Consider the following 15691-nt stretch of genomic DNA (forward strand, 5'->3'; position numbering starts at 1 on the left):
ACAATGATGCAACACTGCAAGGAACTCAGCAACATGAATCAAGAAAACGCAACTCCCGAGAGCAATGACCCGGTTCTTCTGGAGCGCTCGGACGGTATTGCCTGGATCACTCTCAACCGTCCCGCCAAGCGCAATGCCATCAGCCCACCCCTGGTCTACCGGATGGTGGAGGTGTTGGCGGAGCTGGAGGTTGATGATTCGGTGAAGGTGGTGGTGCTCACCGGTGCCGGCAACGCGTTCAGTGCCGGTATGGATCTGCGCGACTACTTTCGGGCGACCGATGGCAAACCCGCTGAGCAGATGAAGCTGTTCCGCGCCAACGCGCTGTGGCAATGGAAGCAGTTGCGTTTCTTTGCCAAGCCGACCATCGCCATGGTCAACGGCTACTGCTTCGGTGGCGCGTTCACGCCACTCATCTCCTGCGACCTGGCCATCGCCTCAGACGATGCCACCTTCGGCTTGTCTGAAATCAACTGGGGCATCATTCCCGCGGGCGTGGTGAACCGCGCCGTGGCCCAGGTGATGAACGAGCGCGATGCGATGTACTACGTGATGACCGGCGAACCGTTCGATGGGCAAAAAGCAGCCCGCATGGGCCTGGTCAACGAGTCTGTTCCGGCCGACCGTCTGCGTGCGCGCGTGACTGAACTTGCGGAAGTCCTCAAGAAGAAGAACCCCACGGTCCTGCGCACCGCGAAGATCGCGTATCGGAATGCCGCGGAAATGAGCTGGGAGCAAGCCAACGACTACCTCATGGCCAAGAACGACCAGTCCGTTCTGCACGATCCTGAGAAGGGGCGTGCTACCGCCATGTCGCAATTCCTGGATCAGAAAACCTTCCGTCCGGGCCTGGAGACCTATGCCCGATGAGCCAGCAGAAAGACATGTTGATGAGCCGCGATAAGGCCACCAAATCGATGGACCTGCGCCGCCTGCTGGCCCCACGTTCCGTGGCGGTGGTGGGCGCGTCGCCCGACCCCAACTCCGTCTCGGGCCGGGTGCGGCGCAACCTCAAGCTCATGGGGTATCGCGGCGATGTGCATCTGGTGAGCCGCACCCGCGACGAGGTGGACGGCGAGCGTTGTCTGAAGTCCCTCGATGAGTTGCCCATGGGTGTGGATGCGGCGGTGCTGGTGGTTCCGCAGGCCGCTGTTGAAGAGTCGATCCAGGCTTGCGCGCGCCGTGGCGTGGGTGCCGCCGCCGTCTTCGCCTCGGGTTTCGCCGAAGGCGGCGACGCGGGCATGGCGCTGCAGGCGAACATCGCGCGCATCGCCAACGAACATGGCATTGCTTTGTTGGGCCCCAACTGCATGGGGTTGATCAACTTCCACGATGGCGTGCCTCTTTCCTTCGAGGAGTTCGATCCCGAGATCCCGCTCGGGGGGCCTCGGGTCGCCATCGTGGGACAGAGTGGGGCGATGACATCGAACACCCGCCTGGCCCTGCTGGCGCGTGGTTTGCGGGTGACGCACTCGGTATCGACCGGCAACGAAGCGGTCGTGCACCTCGAGCAATTGATGGCCCATCTCGTCGAGCGCGAGGAGGTGGACATGTTGACGGTGTTCGCGGAAACGCTGCGTTACCCGCAGATGTTTCTGGAGTGCGCAGCCCGGGCCAGGCAGTTGGGCAAGCCGATAGTCATGCTCCACCCGGGGCGGAGCCAGGAGGCGCGGGACGCGGCCAAATCGCACACTGGTGCGTTGGCAGGGGATCATGAGGTCATGCGCGCGTTGGTCCGCCGCGAGGGTGTCGCCATCGTGGACACACTGGACGAGCTGTTCGACGTGACAGCATTGCTCGCGCGCTATCCAGAGCCACCGTCCTCGCATCAGTCGGCCGTGATTTCCAACTCGGGCGCCTTGCGCGGCATTGCCATCGACGTGAATGCCGACCTGGGTGTTCCCCTGGCGAAGCTGGGCACGAACACCCTGGCCTCCCTGGCCGAAGCCCTGCCCGCGTTCGTCACGCCCGACAACCCGCTCGACATCACTACGGCCGGCATGCAATCGCCGGCGCTGTTTGGTGAAAGCGCGCGCCTGGTGCTGTCTGACGACAAGGTGGGCAGCCTGGTGATCGCGCTCATGGGCGGGCTGGGCGATGCCCAGGTGGCCAAGGCCCATTCGATACTGCCTGTGGTCGAGAAATTCGACAAGCCGGTTGCGTTTGTCATCATGGGTGACGAGGCCCCGCTGGATGAGCGCTTTGTCCGTCTGGTGAAGGAAAGTCACGTGCCCTTCTTCCGCTCGCCCGATCGTGCGCTGCGCGCCATGGCGCATGTGCACCACCGCGCGCGCGCACTGGAACGCTCGAACGAACGGGCGCGTGCCAGCGGTGCCAACGCGGGTGCCCGGTTGCCGGCGGGGCCGCTGGCCGAGTACAAGGGCAAGCAGCTGTTGCAGTCGATCGGCATTGCCACGCCGGCCGGATCGCTGGGCCGCAGCGTCGAGCACGCGGTGGACATTGCCGATTCGCTGGGCTACCCCGTCGTTCTCAAAGCCCAGGCAGACCAGCTCATGCACAAGAGCGACGTGGGTGGCGTTGCGGTGGGCATCCCATCCGCGGAGGCATTGCGGGAAGCCTGGGCGCACATGCAGGCCAGTGTCTCCAAGGGCACCGGCGGGATGGCGCTGGACGGCATCCTCGTCGAGTCCCTGGCACCGAAGGGCGTCGAGCTGCTCCTGGGCGCCAAGCGGGACCCGCAGTGGGGCGTGGTGATGATGCTCGGCCTGGGCGGTGTCTGGGTCGAGGCCTTGAACGACGTGCTGCTGCTGCCAGCCGACATGACTCCGGCGCAGATTGCCGAAGAGATGAAACGCCTCAAGGGGGCCGCCTTGCTGGATGGTCTCCGTGGCTCGCCACCCGTCGATGTCGCCGCGGTCAGCGAAGCCGTCAGCGCGCTCGCGCAATGGGTCCTGGCCCATCCCGAAGTCGTAGAGGTGGATATCAACCCCCTGATCGCCCTTCCACGGGGGCAAGGGGTCGTTGCCCTGGACGCCGTTTTCGTTGCTTCCGATTAGCGGGGGCTTTTGCAACGCTCCCGCAGGGAGCCCGGTCTGAAAAACAACATAGATAGGAGACAAACATGATCAATCGCAGACTTCTGTTGGCTTTCATCGCGAGTGCCCTGGGCACATCCCCGTCCTGGGCACAAGGGCAAACTGTCGCGCAGTTCCCCGACAAGCCCATCCGGCTTCTGCTGCCGTTCCCGCCTGGCGGCAGCAGTGACCAGACGGCCCGTGTCCTTGGCCCCTTGATGGCCGAAAGACTGGGCCAACCCGTTGTGATCGAAAACCGCCCGGGCGCCGGCGGTGCGATTGCGCTGGACGCCGTCGCACGTTCGGCCCCGGACGGCTATACCCTGGCCGTCGGCACCATCGGGGGGCTTGGCCTGGCCAAGTTGATGGGGCAGTCGCAGCCGTACGACGCACTGAAGGACTTTGTGCCGGTGGGCATGATGGTCACCATTCCTTTCGTGGTGGTCGCCAGCAATGCATCGGGGATCAAAAGTGTTGCCGATCTGGTGAGCAAGGCCAAAGAGACCAAGGGTGGCTTGTCCGTCGGCCATGGCGGTAATGGTTCCCAGATGCATCTCTCTGTTGAGTTGCTTCGCCAGATGTCGAAATCCGATCTCGTTTCGGTGCCGTATCGGGGGACAGCGCCCGCCACCCAGGACGTTTTGGGTAACCAGTTGCCGCTGGCCATGAGCGACATCAGCACGGCGATGCAGCAGATCAAGGTAGGCACCCTCCAGGCTGTAGGCGTCACCTCCACCAATCGGAGCCCCTCCTTGCCCAACGTGCCTACCCTGGTTGAGCAGGGGCTTGCAGGTTACGAGTCCGTGGGCTGGATCGGCATCATGGCGCCCGCCAGAACACCGCCGGAAATTGTCGCAAAACTCAACGCCGCGTTGAACGCGGCACTCAACACCAAGTCGGCGCGGGACACCATCATGGCATCTGGTGCGGAGCCCTCTCCAAGTACGCCTCAACAGTTGGGCCAGTTGATCCAGGCTGACCACGCGCGTTGGGGCGAGATCATCAAATCCGCCAACATCAAGATCCAATAGCGCGGCGTAGAGCACGCTGCCATCCGCACGCCGTGAATCTTCATCTTCGACAGTTGAAGGCATTCCTGGGGGTCGCCGAAACAAGCAACTTCACCAGGACAGCCCAGAAGCTCCACATGAGCCAGGCGGCACTGAGTTCGAGCATCCGGGAGCTGGAGAATCAGCTCGACTGCAACCTGTTCGAGCGCACCACCCGCAACGTGGAGTTGACCGAAGCGGGGCATCAGTTCCTGCCCACGGCCGCGCGCGTCGTCGAGGAACTGGAATGGTCTTCCCAGCAGTTGAAAGAGACCCACCGCGTGCGCTGCTCTCGGTTGCGGGTGGGCTTCACGCCCACCCTGGCCGCACACGCCTTCCCCGAAATGCTGGAGTTGTTCCAGAGGGCGCATCCGCAGGTTCATATCGATGTGGTGGACGAGGCCCCACGCCGCCTGCAGGAACTTGTGGAGGGCGGCAGCGTCGACGCCGCCTTTGGGGCCTTCTTCCAGAAGGCTTCAGGCATCGAACAGCTGCCTGTCTCTCCCTCCTCCCTGGTGCTCGTTCACTCCAACCAGGACGACACCGTCGGCTCTAGCGTGGAATGGAGCGTGCTGGAAGACCACGCTCTGATCGCGCTGTCGGATGTGTCTCCCGTGCAGCAGTTGGTGCAGTCCGCCGTCAAGCGACACAACGTCAAGGTCAGGTGTGCCATGACGGTGAGTCACCTCGAAACTGCAGTGGCTCTGGCAGAGCGTGGCATAGGGGTGACCGTGATCCCTTCATTTGCGACCGCCGTCTGCCGACGGTTCAAAGTGAATGTCGCGCGTCTGCAGCCTCCCGTCCGCTTCAACTATTGCCGAATCGTAAAGATGGGAAGACCCCCGAACGAGAATTTGGAGTACTTCACCAATCTTGTGATCGATCGTCTTCGCGAGACAGAAACACCGTGGATGGTGCGGGCGCGGGTACATGAGAGCTGATGGTGTTTTCTGCCACTGAAACCTGACCCCATGGGGGTGTAGGCCGCGGACGAAAACTTGGACTACCAGGAGGTAGTTCATGTCTTCCTGCGAAGATCGGATTCGAGCCGTTGAGCTCTACATCGGGCTGGGAAAACGCGTCATACCCAGCATCCCCCAGCAGGGTTCTCCAACAAAGAACGCATTGAAGGGCAGGTACACCGAATACCAGCAGACGCTCGACTTGCCAGTGGGCTATGCGGGCCGGGAGCCCAAGTTCTCGCAGGAGAAAAAAATCGGCGTCCGGAGAGCACGACCTTACTCACGATTGCTGCATCGCTGCCGCCGTGAGGGCGTGAACTACCCCGGCAGGGGCGACGCTGACCATCTGGTTTTGCGCGGCCCTTCCTGGGGCCAGAAGGGCCGCCGTTGGCCGTTTTGGCCGACATCTGCGCTGCGGCACGCACAGCGTGCGTGGCCCGAACTCACACGGCGGAACATTCACAACCGCAGTCGATGAGTTGAACGAAATTTCGAGTTTCCCCTCAGCGCGCTACCCACATACAGTGCCGACTGTTTTCAGACAGGAGCAGTCATGCGGGTTGTTGTAGTTGGTGCGGGAATTGGGGGGCTCACGGCCGCGCTCGCGCTCATGCGCCGAGGCTTTGATGTCCAGGTGCTGGAGCAGGCACGCGAGCTGCGCGAAGTCGGCGCAGGTCTGCAGATCAGCCCCAACGGCAACCGTGTGCTCGACGCGCTGGGGCTGACGCCGGCCCTGTCGCGCATCGCGGCCGAACCTGCGGGCAAGAAGGTGCGGCTGTGGAACACCGGCCAGACTTGGAACCTGTTCGACCTCGGTGCGACTTCGCGCGAGCGCTACGGCTTTCCCTACATGACGGTGCACCGGGCCGATCTGCACCGTGTGTTGATCGATGGCGTAAAGGCCATGAAACCCGACGCCATCAAGACCGGCGTGCGGATCGACCATGTCGAACAACGCGGCGCCGAGGTGATCGTTCGCAGCGGTGACACGACAGCCGCCGTGGCGGATGTGGTGGTGGGGGCCGATGGCGTGCACTCGCAGGTGCGCCAGTGCCTGATCGGCGAGGACCGCCCGGGCTTCTCCGGCATCATCGCCTGGCGTGGCGTGATCGACGCCAGCCGGTTGCCCGAGCACCTGCGCCAGCCTTACGGCTACAACTGGGTGGGCCCGGGCGCCCACGTCATCCACTACCCGATGCGCCGCGGCGAACTCGTGAACTTCGTCGCCGCCGTGGAGCAGCAGGGCTGGGAAGTGGAGTCCTGGTCCGAAGTGGGCAGCGTCGAAGAATGCCTGTCCGATTTCAAGGGCTGGCACGAGGACGTGCAGACGCTGATCCGTTCGCTGGACACGCCTTACCGCTGGGCGCTGATGGGCCGGGAAACACTGCCGCGCTGGAGCTACGGCCGCATCGCGCTGCTGGGGGACGCTTGCCACCCTACGTTGCCGTTCCTCGCGCAGGGCGCGGTGATGGCCCTCGAAGATGGCCTGGTGCTGGCGCGCTGCCTCGAAGCGTGGAAAAGCGATCCCGAACTCGGGCTGCAGCACTTCGAGCGGGCACGCATCGATCGCACCAGCCGCGTCGTCAACGGATCCGCGGCCAACGCCAAACGCTTCCACAACCCGCAGCTCGCGAATGCCGATGGTGCCGCGCGCTATGTCGACGAGCAATGGAGCGAGGAGCGCGTGAAAGAGCGCTACGAATGGCTCTTCGAATACAAGGCCGACACGGTTCCACTATGACGAACGTTGCCAACCCTGCCCGCGGCCTGCATCACTTCGCCTGGCGTTGCCGCGATGCCGAAGAAACCCGCCATTTCTATGAAGACCTGCTGGGTCTGCCGCTGGTCCACCTCATCCGCCTGGACCGCGTGCCCAGCACGGGCGAGTACTGCCCTTATGTCCACATCTTCTTCGAAATGACCGACGGCTCCTGCATCGCCTTCTTTGATCTCGGTGACGGCCAGGCTGCCGCGCCTTCTCCCAACACGCCAGATTGGGTCAACCACATCGCCATGCGCATGGACACGCTCGAGGAGCTCGAAGCCATGCGCCAGAAACTCATCGCTCATGGCGTGAACGTGCTCGGCGTGACAGACCACAAGATGTGCAAGTCGATCTACTTCTTCGATCCCAACGGTCTGCGGCTTGAATTTGCCGTGGCGACGCAGACCGAAGACGAGGCGCGTGCCCACCGTGAGAGCGCCCGCGCGGGTCTGGATGCATGGAGCACCTTCCGCCGGAATGGCGCGCGTGCGGAGGTGCCGGCATGATCGGTATCAACGCCACGCATGATGCCGCGCGCAGAAGCTGGCTGGCCTCGGCCAACGAAGTCGGCTGCGACTTCCCCATCCAGAACCTACCGTTCGGCATGTTCACGCTGGCGACGGACCCGGACGGCGCGACGCCGCGCCCCGGCGTCGCCATCGGTGATCAGGTGGTGGACCTGCGCGCGCTGGATGCCGCAGGCTTGCTGCAGGGCGACGCGGCACGCGCGGTGCGTGCCGTCGCACCGGGCCAAGCGGGCTTGAACGCCATGATGGCGCTGGGACACCGCCCGGCATCGGCCCTGCGTGAGCAACTCTCAGACCTGCTGCGCGAGGGCGGAGCCGCCGGCCTGCGCCAAAGTACGGGTCTCCTGCATCCACAGGTGGCAGTGCGCATGCACATGCCCTGCCAGATTGGCGACTACACCGACTTCCTCACGTCCTACCCCCATACCGAGCGGCACGGCAAGTTCAAAGGCCTGGCCGTCCCGGTGACGCCGGTGTTCCATTCGCTGCCGGTGGCTTACCACGGTCGCGCGTCCTCGATCCGCGTCGCCGGCACGCCGGTGCGCCGTCCCAACGGCCAGTGGAAGGCGGCGGACGATAGCGTGCAATTCGGTGCCGTCGAAGCGATGGACTTCGAGTTGGAGCTGGCGGCCATCGTCGGCGCGGGTACGGCGTTGGGCCAGCCGGTGTCGCTGGACGAAGCGCCTGACCACATCTTCGGTTACGTGCTGCTCAACGACTGGTCCGCCAAGTCGGTGCAGTGGTGGGAGCAAATGCTCGGCCCGTTCCTCGGCAAGAGTTTCATGAGCAGCATCTCGCCCTGGGTCATCACGGCGCAGGCGCTGGCGCCGTTCGCGACCCGCGCGCCGACCCGTCGGCCCGGCTCGCCGCCGTTGATGGCCTACCTGAACGCCGCGCGGGACCGCGCACACGGCGGCCTCGACATCGCGATGGAAGCCTGGCTCTCGACATCGGCCATGCGAGAGGCCGGTGCCGGTCCGCAGCGCCTGTGCGCCACGCACCTTTCCAATCTCTCCTGGACCTTCGGCCAGATGCTGGCGCACCACTGCTCGAACGGCTGCGACCTGCGGCCGGGCGACCTGATGGGGAGCGGAACCGTATCGGGCGAGCGGCCCGATGAGCGCGCCTGCTTGACGGAAATCACCAGCGCCGCGCGCGAGCCGTTGCGCTTGCAAAACGGCGAAGAGCGCCGCTGGCTGCACGACGGTGACGAGGTGAGCTTCCGTGCGCGCGCTAGCGCCGACGGCCGCGTGCCGATCGGCTTCGGGCCTTGCAGCGCCCGCGTGCTGCCGGCCGTGCCCTATCCCTTGCCGAAGGGCTGATCGCGATGTACCCGTTTCGCTATGAACGACGGCGCGACGTGCAGGAAGCCGTGAGCCTGATGCAGGCGCATCCGCAGGCACGGACCTTGTCCGGAGGCATGACTCTGGTGCCAGCGCTCAGGTACCGGCTTGCGCGGCCTTCGCATCTGGTCGACCGGTCGCGCCTTGTGGCGCTGCAAGGCATCGACTTCAGGGCCGGTGTGTTGCACCTCGGTGCCGCCATGCCGCATGCGCAGATTGCCGCCTCCCGCGTTGTGCGTCAGGCGATCCCGGCGCTGGCGGGACTGGCCGGAATGATCGGCGACCAACAGGTGCGCCAGCGCGACACCCTCGGCGGTTCGATCGTCAACAACGATCCGGCGGCCGACTATCGGTCCGCGGTGGTGGGCCTGGGCGGCACGCTGCTGGTGCAGGCTTCCGCGCAATTGCTGGAGGTCGATTCCGATCGACTGGAGCGCCACGCGAGCGGACTCATCCTCCACCGCAAGTGGTGGCGCGACCGCATGGCAACCCGCCGGGCGTCAAGGTTGGTGGCGAAGGCCGCATGACGCCCGCAACCGCCGCGATCAACGCGACCTTCAATGCCCCGGCCGATGCGCTGTCGGCGCACACGCGGGACGAGATTCCCCTGTCCGCCACGGCGCTCGCACTGTGGCTGCTGATTCAACGCACGGAGCACGCCATCCATGAATGACCAACCCAACGCCACGCAAGACGCGGTGATCGTGCGGCACGACGGGCCCGTCCTGCACATCACGCTCAACACGCCGGACAACGGCAACCTGGTGAGCGCCGCGATGGGCACGGCCGTGATCGGCGCGCTGGCCGGCCTGGATCCGCAGGTGCGCGTCGTCTGCCTGCGCGGCGCTGGCGCCGACTTCTGCGCCGGGCGCGTGTCGCCCACGCCGGCCAAGGGCGCGCCGCCACCGTCGGCCGAGCGGCTGCGTCAGCTGGTGGCCCAGCCCGCGCTCGATCTCTACGACGCCATCAAGGCCGCGCCGGTGCCCACGCTGGCCATCGTGCAGGGCTGCGCGACCGGCGTCGGTACCGCGCTCGCCGCAGTGTGTGACATCACGCTCGCCACCGATGACAGCCGCTTCCAGATCCCGGAGATGGAGCGCGACATTCCGCCGACGCTGGTCATGTCGGCGCTGTGCGACCGCGTTCCGCTCAAGGCCTTGAACTACCTCGTCTTAAGCCGCCGCGAGTGGACCGGCCGCGAAGCGCAGGCTGCCGGTCTGGTGAGCTGGACGGTGCCGGCGGCGCAATTGGAGGCGGAGGCCGAAGCGCTCATTGCAACGCTCGCGGGCTGCTCGTCCGTCGCGGTGCGCGCTTGCAAGCAGTACCTCACACATGCCCCGACGATGAGCCCGCAAGCCGCCAGCGCGTTCGCGAGCCACCTGGCCGGCACTGCACTGTCGGCCCGCTACTGAGCACCTCGACATGCGGCTTCGACCCCGGCCACAAGACCACTGGACACACGCATGAGCCATTTCAACCACGCGGGATTCCCCAGCAGCCATTTGCTTGGGCCGGCTGCTGCCGCCAGCGTAGACGCGCTGCTCCCGGTCGGTGTCCGTGCGCAGGCTGTGCGTGCCGGTGATTGGTCGGACAATCCGCTGCGCATGTTCGACGGCTGTTCAACGCAGCTGTGCGACATCGCGGCGATGCTCGATGGCGCGACCCAGGCGCATTGCTTTTCGGAACCCGGCGGTGCAGGCCCCGGGCTCATGGGCAACGTGATGGGCAGTCAAGAGCGCCAGGCCCTGGCCTTCGGCACCACACCGCGCCGGCCGAGTGAGGGGGCGCGGGGTCGATGAACCTCAATCTGAACCTGCGACAACTCAAGGCCTTCCTCGGCGTTGTTGAAACCAGCAACTTCACCAAGGCCGCACAGAAACTGCACCTGAGCCAGGCAGCGCTGTCCGCCAGCATCCGCGAGCTCGAAGGGCAACTGCGTTGCCGACTCTTCGAGCGCACCACACGCAGCGTTCAACTCACGGACGCGGGGCGCAAGTTGCTGCCGGTGGCCCAGCAGGTGGTCGATTCCATGGACGGCGTGGCAAGCGAGCTGCAACACTTGGAGCGGTGCGGCGTGACGCGACTGCGCCTCGGGTTCACGCCAATCCTGGCGTCCAACGTGGTGCCCGAATTGCTCGGTGAGTTCCAGCGGCAGTTCCCGATGGTGCAGGTCGACCTGGTGGATGCGGGCCCGGGCGAGCTGCTCGAAAAAGTGGAAGCGGACCAGCTTGACGCCGCGTTCGGCGCCTTCGCGCAGAAGCGCTCGGGTCTGTCGCAGTTGCAGATCGCGCCTGCCACGCTGATGCTGGTGTGCTCCGGCCAGTTCTCGGCGATTGGCAAACGCATCGCCTGGCCGCAGGTGTTCGACTATCCCCTCATCTCGCTGACCCCCCGCAGCCCGATTGCGCAGCTGGTCACCAAGATCGCGCGTCAGCATGAAACAGAGATCCGTACACCGATGGTGGTCAATCACCTGGAGACCGCGCTCGGCATGGTGGAGAAGGGATTCGGTGTAGCCGTGTTCCCGTCGTTCGCCCAAGCCGCCTGGCGGCGCTACGGCGTGCGAACCAGCGAGATTTATCCCGCGGTCAGCATCGATTACTTCCGGATCACGAAGGCTGGCAAGGACACGAGCGCAGCCCTCGACGGAATGACGCAACTTTTGATTCAAAGGTTGCACGGCATATAGCTCGCAAGCCATGTGCTCATAGCTGGGGCCAATTGCTGCTGCAGCAGCAGGAAGCTCCAATTCACCCCCCCTAGAGGAGACAAAGAGATGACGATGAATAAATTTGCAACTGCGATTGTGTTGGGCGCTGCGTGTCAGAGCCACGCCTTCGCAGGGGATTCCGTTCAGGTATACGGCTCTATGGATGGCGGCTTGCGCACATTGACCAATGTGAATGCTGCAGGAAACAGCAGGACCACCATGAATTCAAGCGGCACGTACAACTCCAACCGCCTGGGCTTCAGGGGAAGCGAGGATCTGGGTGGTGGCTTGAAGGCCAGATTCATGCTTGAGACCGGCTTCTTCGGTGGCACCGGAATGCAGGCCGTTGCCGCTCAGTATTGGAACCGGGAAGCGACGGTGGGCCTGAGTGGCCCTTGGGGTTCCATCGACGCAGGGCGTCAGTTCTCGGTCAACGCGAGAACGGTTTTGGGGTACGACCCGTTCAGGTTCAAGTATCTCAGCATCGTTCCTCTTGCCAGGACGATCATCGGGTCATCGCAAGCCCGCTTCGACAACGATATCCAGTACACGGGCAGGTTCGGACCTCTGACCGTCCGTGCTGAACGAGCGTTCGGCGAATCAGCGGGCAGCACCGCTACAAACAGCGCGACCGGTTTCGGCGGTACGTACGCGAACGGTCCATTCAGCGTAGGTGCCGCCTACACAAAGTGGAACGACGGGGGTGGGGCGGGCTTCGATAGAACTCAAGCGACCCTGGGCGGTACTTACACCAGCGGGCCGATGCGTCTGTCGTTCGGGATCATCGATGACAAGGTACAAACCGCCACGGTGGACAGGGTCACAAAAAACACCTGGCTCGGCGCGTCGTATGACGTTTTACCCGCGCTGGTTGTGACCGGCGCGTTCTACCACACCAAGGGCTCCGCAAATGGTTTGTCCAATGGCAGGAAGCTGTTGATGGTCGGTGGAACGTATGCGCTTTCCAGGCGCACCAATCTGTACTTGGAGGCAGATCGCACTCGGCTTAGCGGCACCGCGATCGTCAATGGGCAGACCAGCCAGACCGGTGTCTCGGTTGGTTTGAACCATGCGTTCTGACTGAAATGCAGGGTGATGATTCCGGGTGAAGTCCCCGCGAGAACCTGAACCACCCGGATGCAGAGAGTTCCGCCAGCAGGAGTCTCTGCATGAAGAAGTCCAGGTTCCGTGAAAGCCAGATGGTCGGCATCCTCAAGGAAGTCGAAGCGGGTGCGGAGGTCGCTGAGACGTGCAGGAAGCACGGCATCAGCGAGCCGGCGTGCTAGAAGTGGACTGGCCAGTTCGCTGGCATGACGGTCTCGCACCTGTCCCATCTGCGGCAACTGCAGGACGAGAACGCCAAGCTCAAGTGCATGTATGCCGATCTGGTGCTGATGCACCACGCGTTCAAGGAGGTCGTCGACCGAAAGCTCTGACCCCGGAGCGTCGCGAGATGGTCGTTCAAGCCCTCATGACCGAGCACCGCATGAGCGAGCGCCGTGCCTGCCAGGCCAGTGGCATCGCCCTGCGCTATCGTCCCGTTGAACGCGACGACTCCGGGGTCATCATCTTCGCAAGCCCATATGGCACTGAACCCGCGCCACGGCTTCGGGCTGCTGTACGACAGCGCTCGCCACCAAGGCAAGACCTGGGGCAAGACAGTGCTCTGGCGCGTGTACTGCGAACAGCAGCTGAACCTGCCTCGGTGCGGCAAGAAACGGCCTCCGCGCACTGGTCCAGTGACCTCAGAGCAAGGGCATCATCCTCCATCGCATCCGAGTTTGGAAAGCCCACGCGGAACGCCTATGTTGAATGGTCCAAAAAGACCACTACGCCGAGCGGCTGGACAGCTACGTGTTCGACAACCGACAGGACGTGTGTGACATGACAGTCGATTGGCTGCACCGCTACAACACCATTGACCCCATGAAGCCCCCGGTCGCATCCCGCCGGTCGAGCACCGTGTCAAACTGTTCCCCAACCTCTACTTCTGACTGGCTCAGGAAATCGAGGGGGCTACAGTGCGATGAGCACCCAGAGATTCACACCGAAATTCAATAAAGAAGCAGTCAAACAGGTTGCCGAACGTTGTGCTTACCCCGCACCAGAGTTTCTCCAGCGAGGGCATTTTTAAGGGTACTACATCGACATCGTGGAGAATGTGTTTTCTTGGCTGGGGGGGCGTCTCCTGAGGCCACTGACCGTCACTGCAACATCGCAGCAAGCCTGAGACAAGACGCATGAAACGCATCAACACCGTCGACCTCGAAATATTCGTCTCGGCCGTCGAAGAAACCAGCTTTTCCAAAGCCGCCGAGCGCAATGACCTAGTCACCTCCGCGGTGAGCAAACGCATCGCCGAACTTGAACGTCGCTTCGGCAAGACGCTACTGTACCGGCATGGCCGCGGCGTCGAGCCTACGCCGGCCGGCTCACTGCTCTACCGCCAGGCCAAGGCGCTGCTGCGCACGGCGCAGATGGTGGAGGAGTCGATCGCCGGCTTCGATGCGGGTGGCCTGCCCAAGATCCGCCTGGCGTCCAATCCGTCCACCATCCTGCAGTTTCTGCCGGTGCCGCTAGCGCGCTACCTCGCCACGCGGCCGGATGTGCGCGTGGACCTGCTGGAGAGCCACAGCTACGACGTGCCGCGCATGATCGTAGACGGCGACGCCGACATCGGCATCTACCACGCAGCCTATCTCGCACCCGGTGTCGTGTCGTACCGCTACCGAACCGACCGCGTCGGCCTCGTGGTGCCACGTGGCCATGCGTTGGCCGACCGCAAAGAGCTTTTTCTCGAGGAGGCGCTGGACTACGACTTCCTCGGCTACTTCCCGCGCCACTCGCTCGATTCGTTCCTCGATCTGGTCGATCGAACCATCACGCGGCCGCCCAACGTGAAGATGCAGGTGTCCAACTTCGAGACGCGCTGCGTGATGATCCGCGAAGGGTTGGGCATCGCCATCGTGCCTGGGCTGATCGCGGGACGCTACCTGACCGACATGGGCCTCGTGCTGCTGCGCTTGAAGGACGATTGGGCCGAGCGCCAGTTTTATGTGTGCGTGCGTGACGCGCTCAATATGAGTCAGCCCGTGAGCGAGCTGCTGGAGTATCTGCGCTCCGAAGGCGGCGGCACCTGAAGACCTTGAGACTGGCAGGCGCCCGGCGCGGCATGCGCAAGGGTCCGATTCCATCTCTTCAAACGCAGGCCGAAAAGGCGTCCCTGCGATCCGGTACAGCGCTTTGCACCGCGCGGGGCTGAACGCCCTTCTCATACGCCGAATCAGGAGACAAGCCTTGGACCGAAAGACCTTCATTGGCGCCGCATGCACGGCCGCCGCATCCTTTCTCGTGGGCACCGTGCCGGCCTGGGCCCAAGCCCCGTTTCCCTCAAGGCCGATCACCATGGTCGTTCCCTACCCGCCTGGCGGTGTGGTGGACCCGGTGGCGCGCGTCATCGCGCCCATGCTGGCCCGCGAGCTCGGCCAGTCCGTCGTGATCGAGAAAAAGACCGGAGACCGGTGCGACCGGTGCGACCGGTGCCATCGGCGCACAGGCCGTGGCACGTGCGGAGCCCGATGGTCACACTGTGCTCTTGCACACGGGCGTGGTCGCCCTGGATCCGAGCCCCCTCAAGCAGCCAGGTTACGACGTCCGCCGCGATCTCGTGCCAGTCGGCATGGTGGCCACCGGCCCCTACGTGATCGTCGTTAGCCCAACGTGCCCGCTCAGACGCTGCCCGAATTGCTGGCCAACGTGAAGGCGAACCCGGACAAGGTGCTCTACGGCTCGGCCGGCATTGGCTCCTCCACGCACCTGGTCGGCGAGCTGCTCAACGGCGCTGCCGGCCTGGAGATGCGCCACGTGCCGTACCGCGGCGGCGGCCCCTTGCTGGCGGCCCTCGTGGCGGGCGACATTCAGGTCGGTTTCGAAACCATCTCGGGCGTCAAGCCCTTCGCAGAGGGCGGCCGCGTGCGCATGGTGGCCGTGACCAGTAAGGCGCGCAACGCCACGGTGCCCCAACTGCCCAGTGTGGCCGAGGCCGGCGTGAATGGCTTCTATGCCACGCTGTGGGAAGCCCTGTTCCTGCCCAAGGGCACACTGGATGCGATCGTCATGCGCTGGAACACGGCGATGAAGAAGGTGCTGGCGTCGCCCAAGGTGCTGAAGCGTCTGGCGGACTTCGGTCTCGAGGGCATCCCGTCCACGCCTCAGCAGCTGGGTGCACAGATCGAAGCGGACATCGTGAAGTGGGCCACGGTCATCAAGAGCGCCTACGTCAACATGGAATGACCCGAGG

16 protein-coding genes and 2 pseudogenes are annotated in these 15691 nt (G+C 64.2%); all 18 read left to right on the plus strand.

The features are described 5' to 3' along the window. The first annotated feature begins 33 nt into the window (after positions 1-33). The 18 genes and pseudogenes from HPA01S_RS03340 to HPA01S_RS03415 all read left to right on the plus strand — a co-directional run bounded on the left by HPA01S_RS03340 (position 34) and on the right by HPA01S_RS03415 (position 15684). Positions 34-870 (plus strand): p-hydroxycinnamoyl CoA hydratase/lyase, encoded by an 837-nt coding sequence (locus HPA01S_RS03340; RefSeq protein WP_066266771.1) that lies wholly within the window; start codon positions 34-36, stop codon positions 868-870. Next, positions 867-3017 (plus strand): acetate--CoA ligase family protein, encoded by a 2151-nt coding sequence (locus HPA01S_RS03345; protein ID WP_218005317.1) that lies wholly within the window; start codon positions 867-869, stop codon positions 3015-3017. Before HPA01S_RS03340 ends, HPA01S_RS03345 begins: the two co-directional genes overlap by 4 nt. A 65-nt stretch (positions 3018-3082) precedes the next feature. After that, positions 3083-4066, plus strand: a complete 984-nt coding sequence (locus tag HPA01S_RS03350; RefSeq protein ID WP_066266624.1) for a Bug family tripartite tricarboxylate transporter substrate binding protein — start codon at positions 3083-3085, stop codon at positions 4064-4066. Between the two features lie 32 nt (positions 4067-4098). Next, a complete protein-coding gene (locus tag HPA01S_RS03355) occupies positions 4099-5025 on the plus strand; it encodes a LysR family transcriptional regulator (protein ID WP_245638559.1) in 927 nt (308 codons plus the stop codon). A gap of 79 nt (positions 5026-5104) precedes the next feature. After that, positions 5105-5450: pseudogene (locus tag HPA01S_RS23305) on the plus strand (IS3 family transposase); the annotation flags it as partial. A gap of 149 nt (positions 5451-5599) precedes the next feature. Continuing rightward, complete coding sequence (locus HPA01S_RS03360) at positions 5600-6787, plus strand: FAD-dependent monooxygenase (RefSeq protein WP_066266629.1); 1188 nt, start codon at positions 5600-5602, stop codon at positions 6785-6787. Next, positions 6784-7317 carry a VOC family protein gene (locus HPA01S_RS03365; protein ID WP_066266633.1) on the plus strand — a complete coding sequence of 178 codons (534 nt, stop codon included), beginning with the start codon at positions 6784-6786 and terminating at the stop codon, positions 7315-7317. Before HPA01S_RS03360 ends, HPA01S_RS03365 begins: the two co-directional genes overlap by 4 nt. Next, positions 7314-8660 carry a fumarylacetoacetase gene (gene fahA / locus HPA01S_RS03370; protein WP_066266638.1) on the plus strand — a complete coding sequence of 449 codons (1347 nt, stop codon included), beginning with the start codon at positions 7314-7316 and terminating at the stop codon, positions 8658-8660. The genes HPA01S_RS03365 and fahA overlap by 4 nt, the downstream gene beginning before the upstream one ends. Positions 8661-8665: 5 nt before the next feature. Further along, a complete protein-coding gene (locus HPA01S_RS03375; protein ID WP_084360431.1) occupies positions 8666-9208 on the plus strand; it encodes an FAD binding domain-containing protein in 543 nt (180 codons plus the stop codon). After that, on the plus strand, positions 9205-9354 hold the full coding sequence (locus tag HPA01S_RS22970; RefSeq protein WP_169801490.1) for a hypothetical protein: 150 nt from the start codon (positions 9205-9207) through the stop codon (positions 9352-9354). Before HPA01S_RS03375 ends, HPA01S_RS22970 begins: the two co-directional genes overlap by 4 nt. Continuing rightward, on the plus strand, positions 9347-10093 hold the full coding sequence (locus HPA01S_RS03380; protein ID WP_066266642.1) for an enoyl-CoA hydratase/isomerase family protein: 747 nt from the start codon (positions 9347-9349) through the stop codon (positions 10091-10093). Before HPA01S_RS22970 ends, HPA01S_RS03380 begins: the two co-directional genes overlap by 8 nt. Before the next feature lie 51 nt (positions 10094-10144). Then, entirely contained in the window at positions 10145-10480 is a 336-nt protein-coding gene (locus HPA01S_RS03385; RefSeq protein ID WP_066266644.1) for a hypothetical protein, read from the plus strand. Next, positions 10477-11370, plus strand: a complete 894-nt coding sequence (locus HPA01S_RS03390) for a LysR family transcriptional regulator (protein WP_066266646.1) — start codon at positions 10477-10479, stop codon at positions 11368-11370. The genes HPA01S_RS03385 and HPA01S_RS03390 overlap by 4 nt, the downstream gene beginning before the upstream one ends. Before the next feature lie 87 nt (positions 11371-11457). Then, on the plus strand, positions 11458-12471 hold the full coding sequence (locus tag HPA01S_RS03395; RefSeq protein WP_066266649.1) for a porin: 1014 nt from the start codon (positions 11458-11460) through the stop codon (positions 12469-12471). An 89-nt stretch (positions 12472-12560) separates the two neighbouring features. After that, positions 12561-12677, plus strand: coding sequence for a transposase (locus tag HPA01S_RS22975; protein WP_066266652.1), 117 nt, complete (start codon positions 12561-12563; stop codon positions 12675-12677). Between the two features lie 24 nt (positions 12678-12701). Next, positions 12702-12827, plus strand: coding sequence for a hypothetical protein (locus HPA01S_RS23675; protein WP_281192866.1), 126 nt, complete (start codon positions 12702-12704; stop codon positions 12825-12827). 804 nt (positions 12828-13631) lie between these two features. After that, positions 13632-14531 (plus strand): LysR family transcriptional regulator, encoded by a 900-nt coding sequence (locus HPA01S_RS03410; RefSeq protein ID WP_066266657.1) that lies wholly within the window; start codon positions 13632-13634, stop codon positions 14529-14531. A gap of 419 nt (positions 14532-14950) precedes the next feature. Next, a pseudogene (locus tag HPA01S_RS03415) lies at positions 14951-15684 on the plus strand (tripartite tricarboxylate transporter substrate-binding protein). Positions 15685-15691: the final 7 nt, after the last annotated feature.

Origin of the sequence: Hydrogenophaga palleronii NBRC 102513 (assembly GCF_001571225.1) — a bacterium.
Classification (GTDB): domain Bacteria; phylum Pseudomonadota; class Gammaproteobacteria; order Burkholderiales; family Burkholderiaceae_C; genus Hydrogenophaga; species Hydrogenophaga palleronii.

Bases quoted from the DNA above. Each gene is read 5' to 3' on its own strand.
- HPA01S_RS03340 (WP_066266771.1), top strand. From the start codon at position 34: ATGAATCAAGAAAACGCAACTCCCGAGAGCAATGACCCGGTTCTTCTG.
- HPA01S_RS03345 (WP_218005317.1), top strand. From the start codon at position 867: ATGAGCCAGCAGAAAGACATGTTGATGAGCCGCGATAAGGCCACCAAA.
- HPA01S_RS03350 (WP_066266624.1), top strand. From the start codon at position 3,083: ATGATCAATCGCAGACTTCTGTTGGCTTTCATCGCGAGTGCCCTGGGC.
- HPA01S_RS03360 (WP_066266629.1), top strand. From the start codon at position 5,600: ATGCGGGTTGTTGTAGTTGGTGCGGGAATTGGGGGGCTCACGGCCGCG.
- HPA01S_RS03365 (WP_066266633.1), top strand. From the start codon at position 6,784: ATGACGAACGTTGCCAACCCTGCCCGCGGCCTGCATCACTTCGCCTGG.
- fahA (WP_066266638.1), top strand. From the start codon at position 7,314: ATGATCGGTATCAACGCCACGCATGATGCCGCGCGCAGAAGCTGGCTG.
- HPA01S_RS03375 (WP_084360431.1), top strand. From the start codon at position 8,666: ATGTACCCGTTTCGCTATGAACGACGGCGCGACGTGCAGGAAGCCGTG.
- HPA01S_RS22970 (WP_169801490.1), top strand. From the start codon at position 9,205: ATGACGCCCGCAACCGCCGCGATCAACGCGACCTTCAATGCCCCGGCC.
- HPA01S_RS03380 (WP_066266642.1), top strand. From the start codon at position 9,347: ATGAATGACCAACCCAACGCCACGCAAGACGCGGTGATCGTGCGGCAC.
- HPA01S_RS03385 (WP_066266644.1), top strand. From the start codon at position 10,145: ATGAGCCATTTCAACCACGCGGGATTCCCCAGCAGCCATTTGCTTGGG.
- HPA01S_RS03390 (WP_066266646.1), top strand. From the start codon at position 10,477: ATGAACCTCAATCTGAACCTGCGACAACTCAAGGCCTTCCTCGGCGTT.
- HPA01S_RS03395 (WP_066266649.1), top strand. From the start codon at position 11,458: ATGACGATGAATAAATTTGCAACTGCGATTGTGTTGGGCGCTGCGTGT.
- HPA01S_RS22975 (WP_066266652.1), top strand. From the start codon at position 12,561: ATGAAGAAGTCCAGGTTCCGTGAAAGCCAGATGGTCGGCATCCTCAAG.
- HPA01S_RS23675 (WP_281192866.1), top strand. From the start codon at position 12,702: ATGACGGTCTCGCACCTGTCCCATCTGCGGCAACTGCAGGACGAGAAC.
- HPA01S_RS03410 (WP_066266657.1), top strand. From the start codon at position 13,632: ATGAAACGCATCAACACCGTCGACCTCGAAATATTCGTCTCGGCCGTC.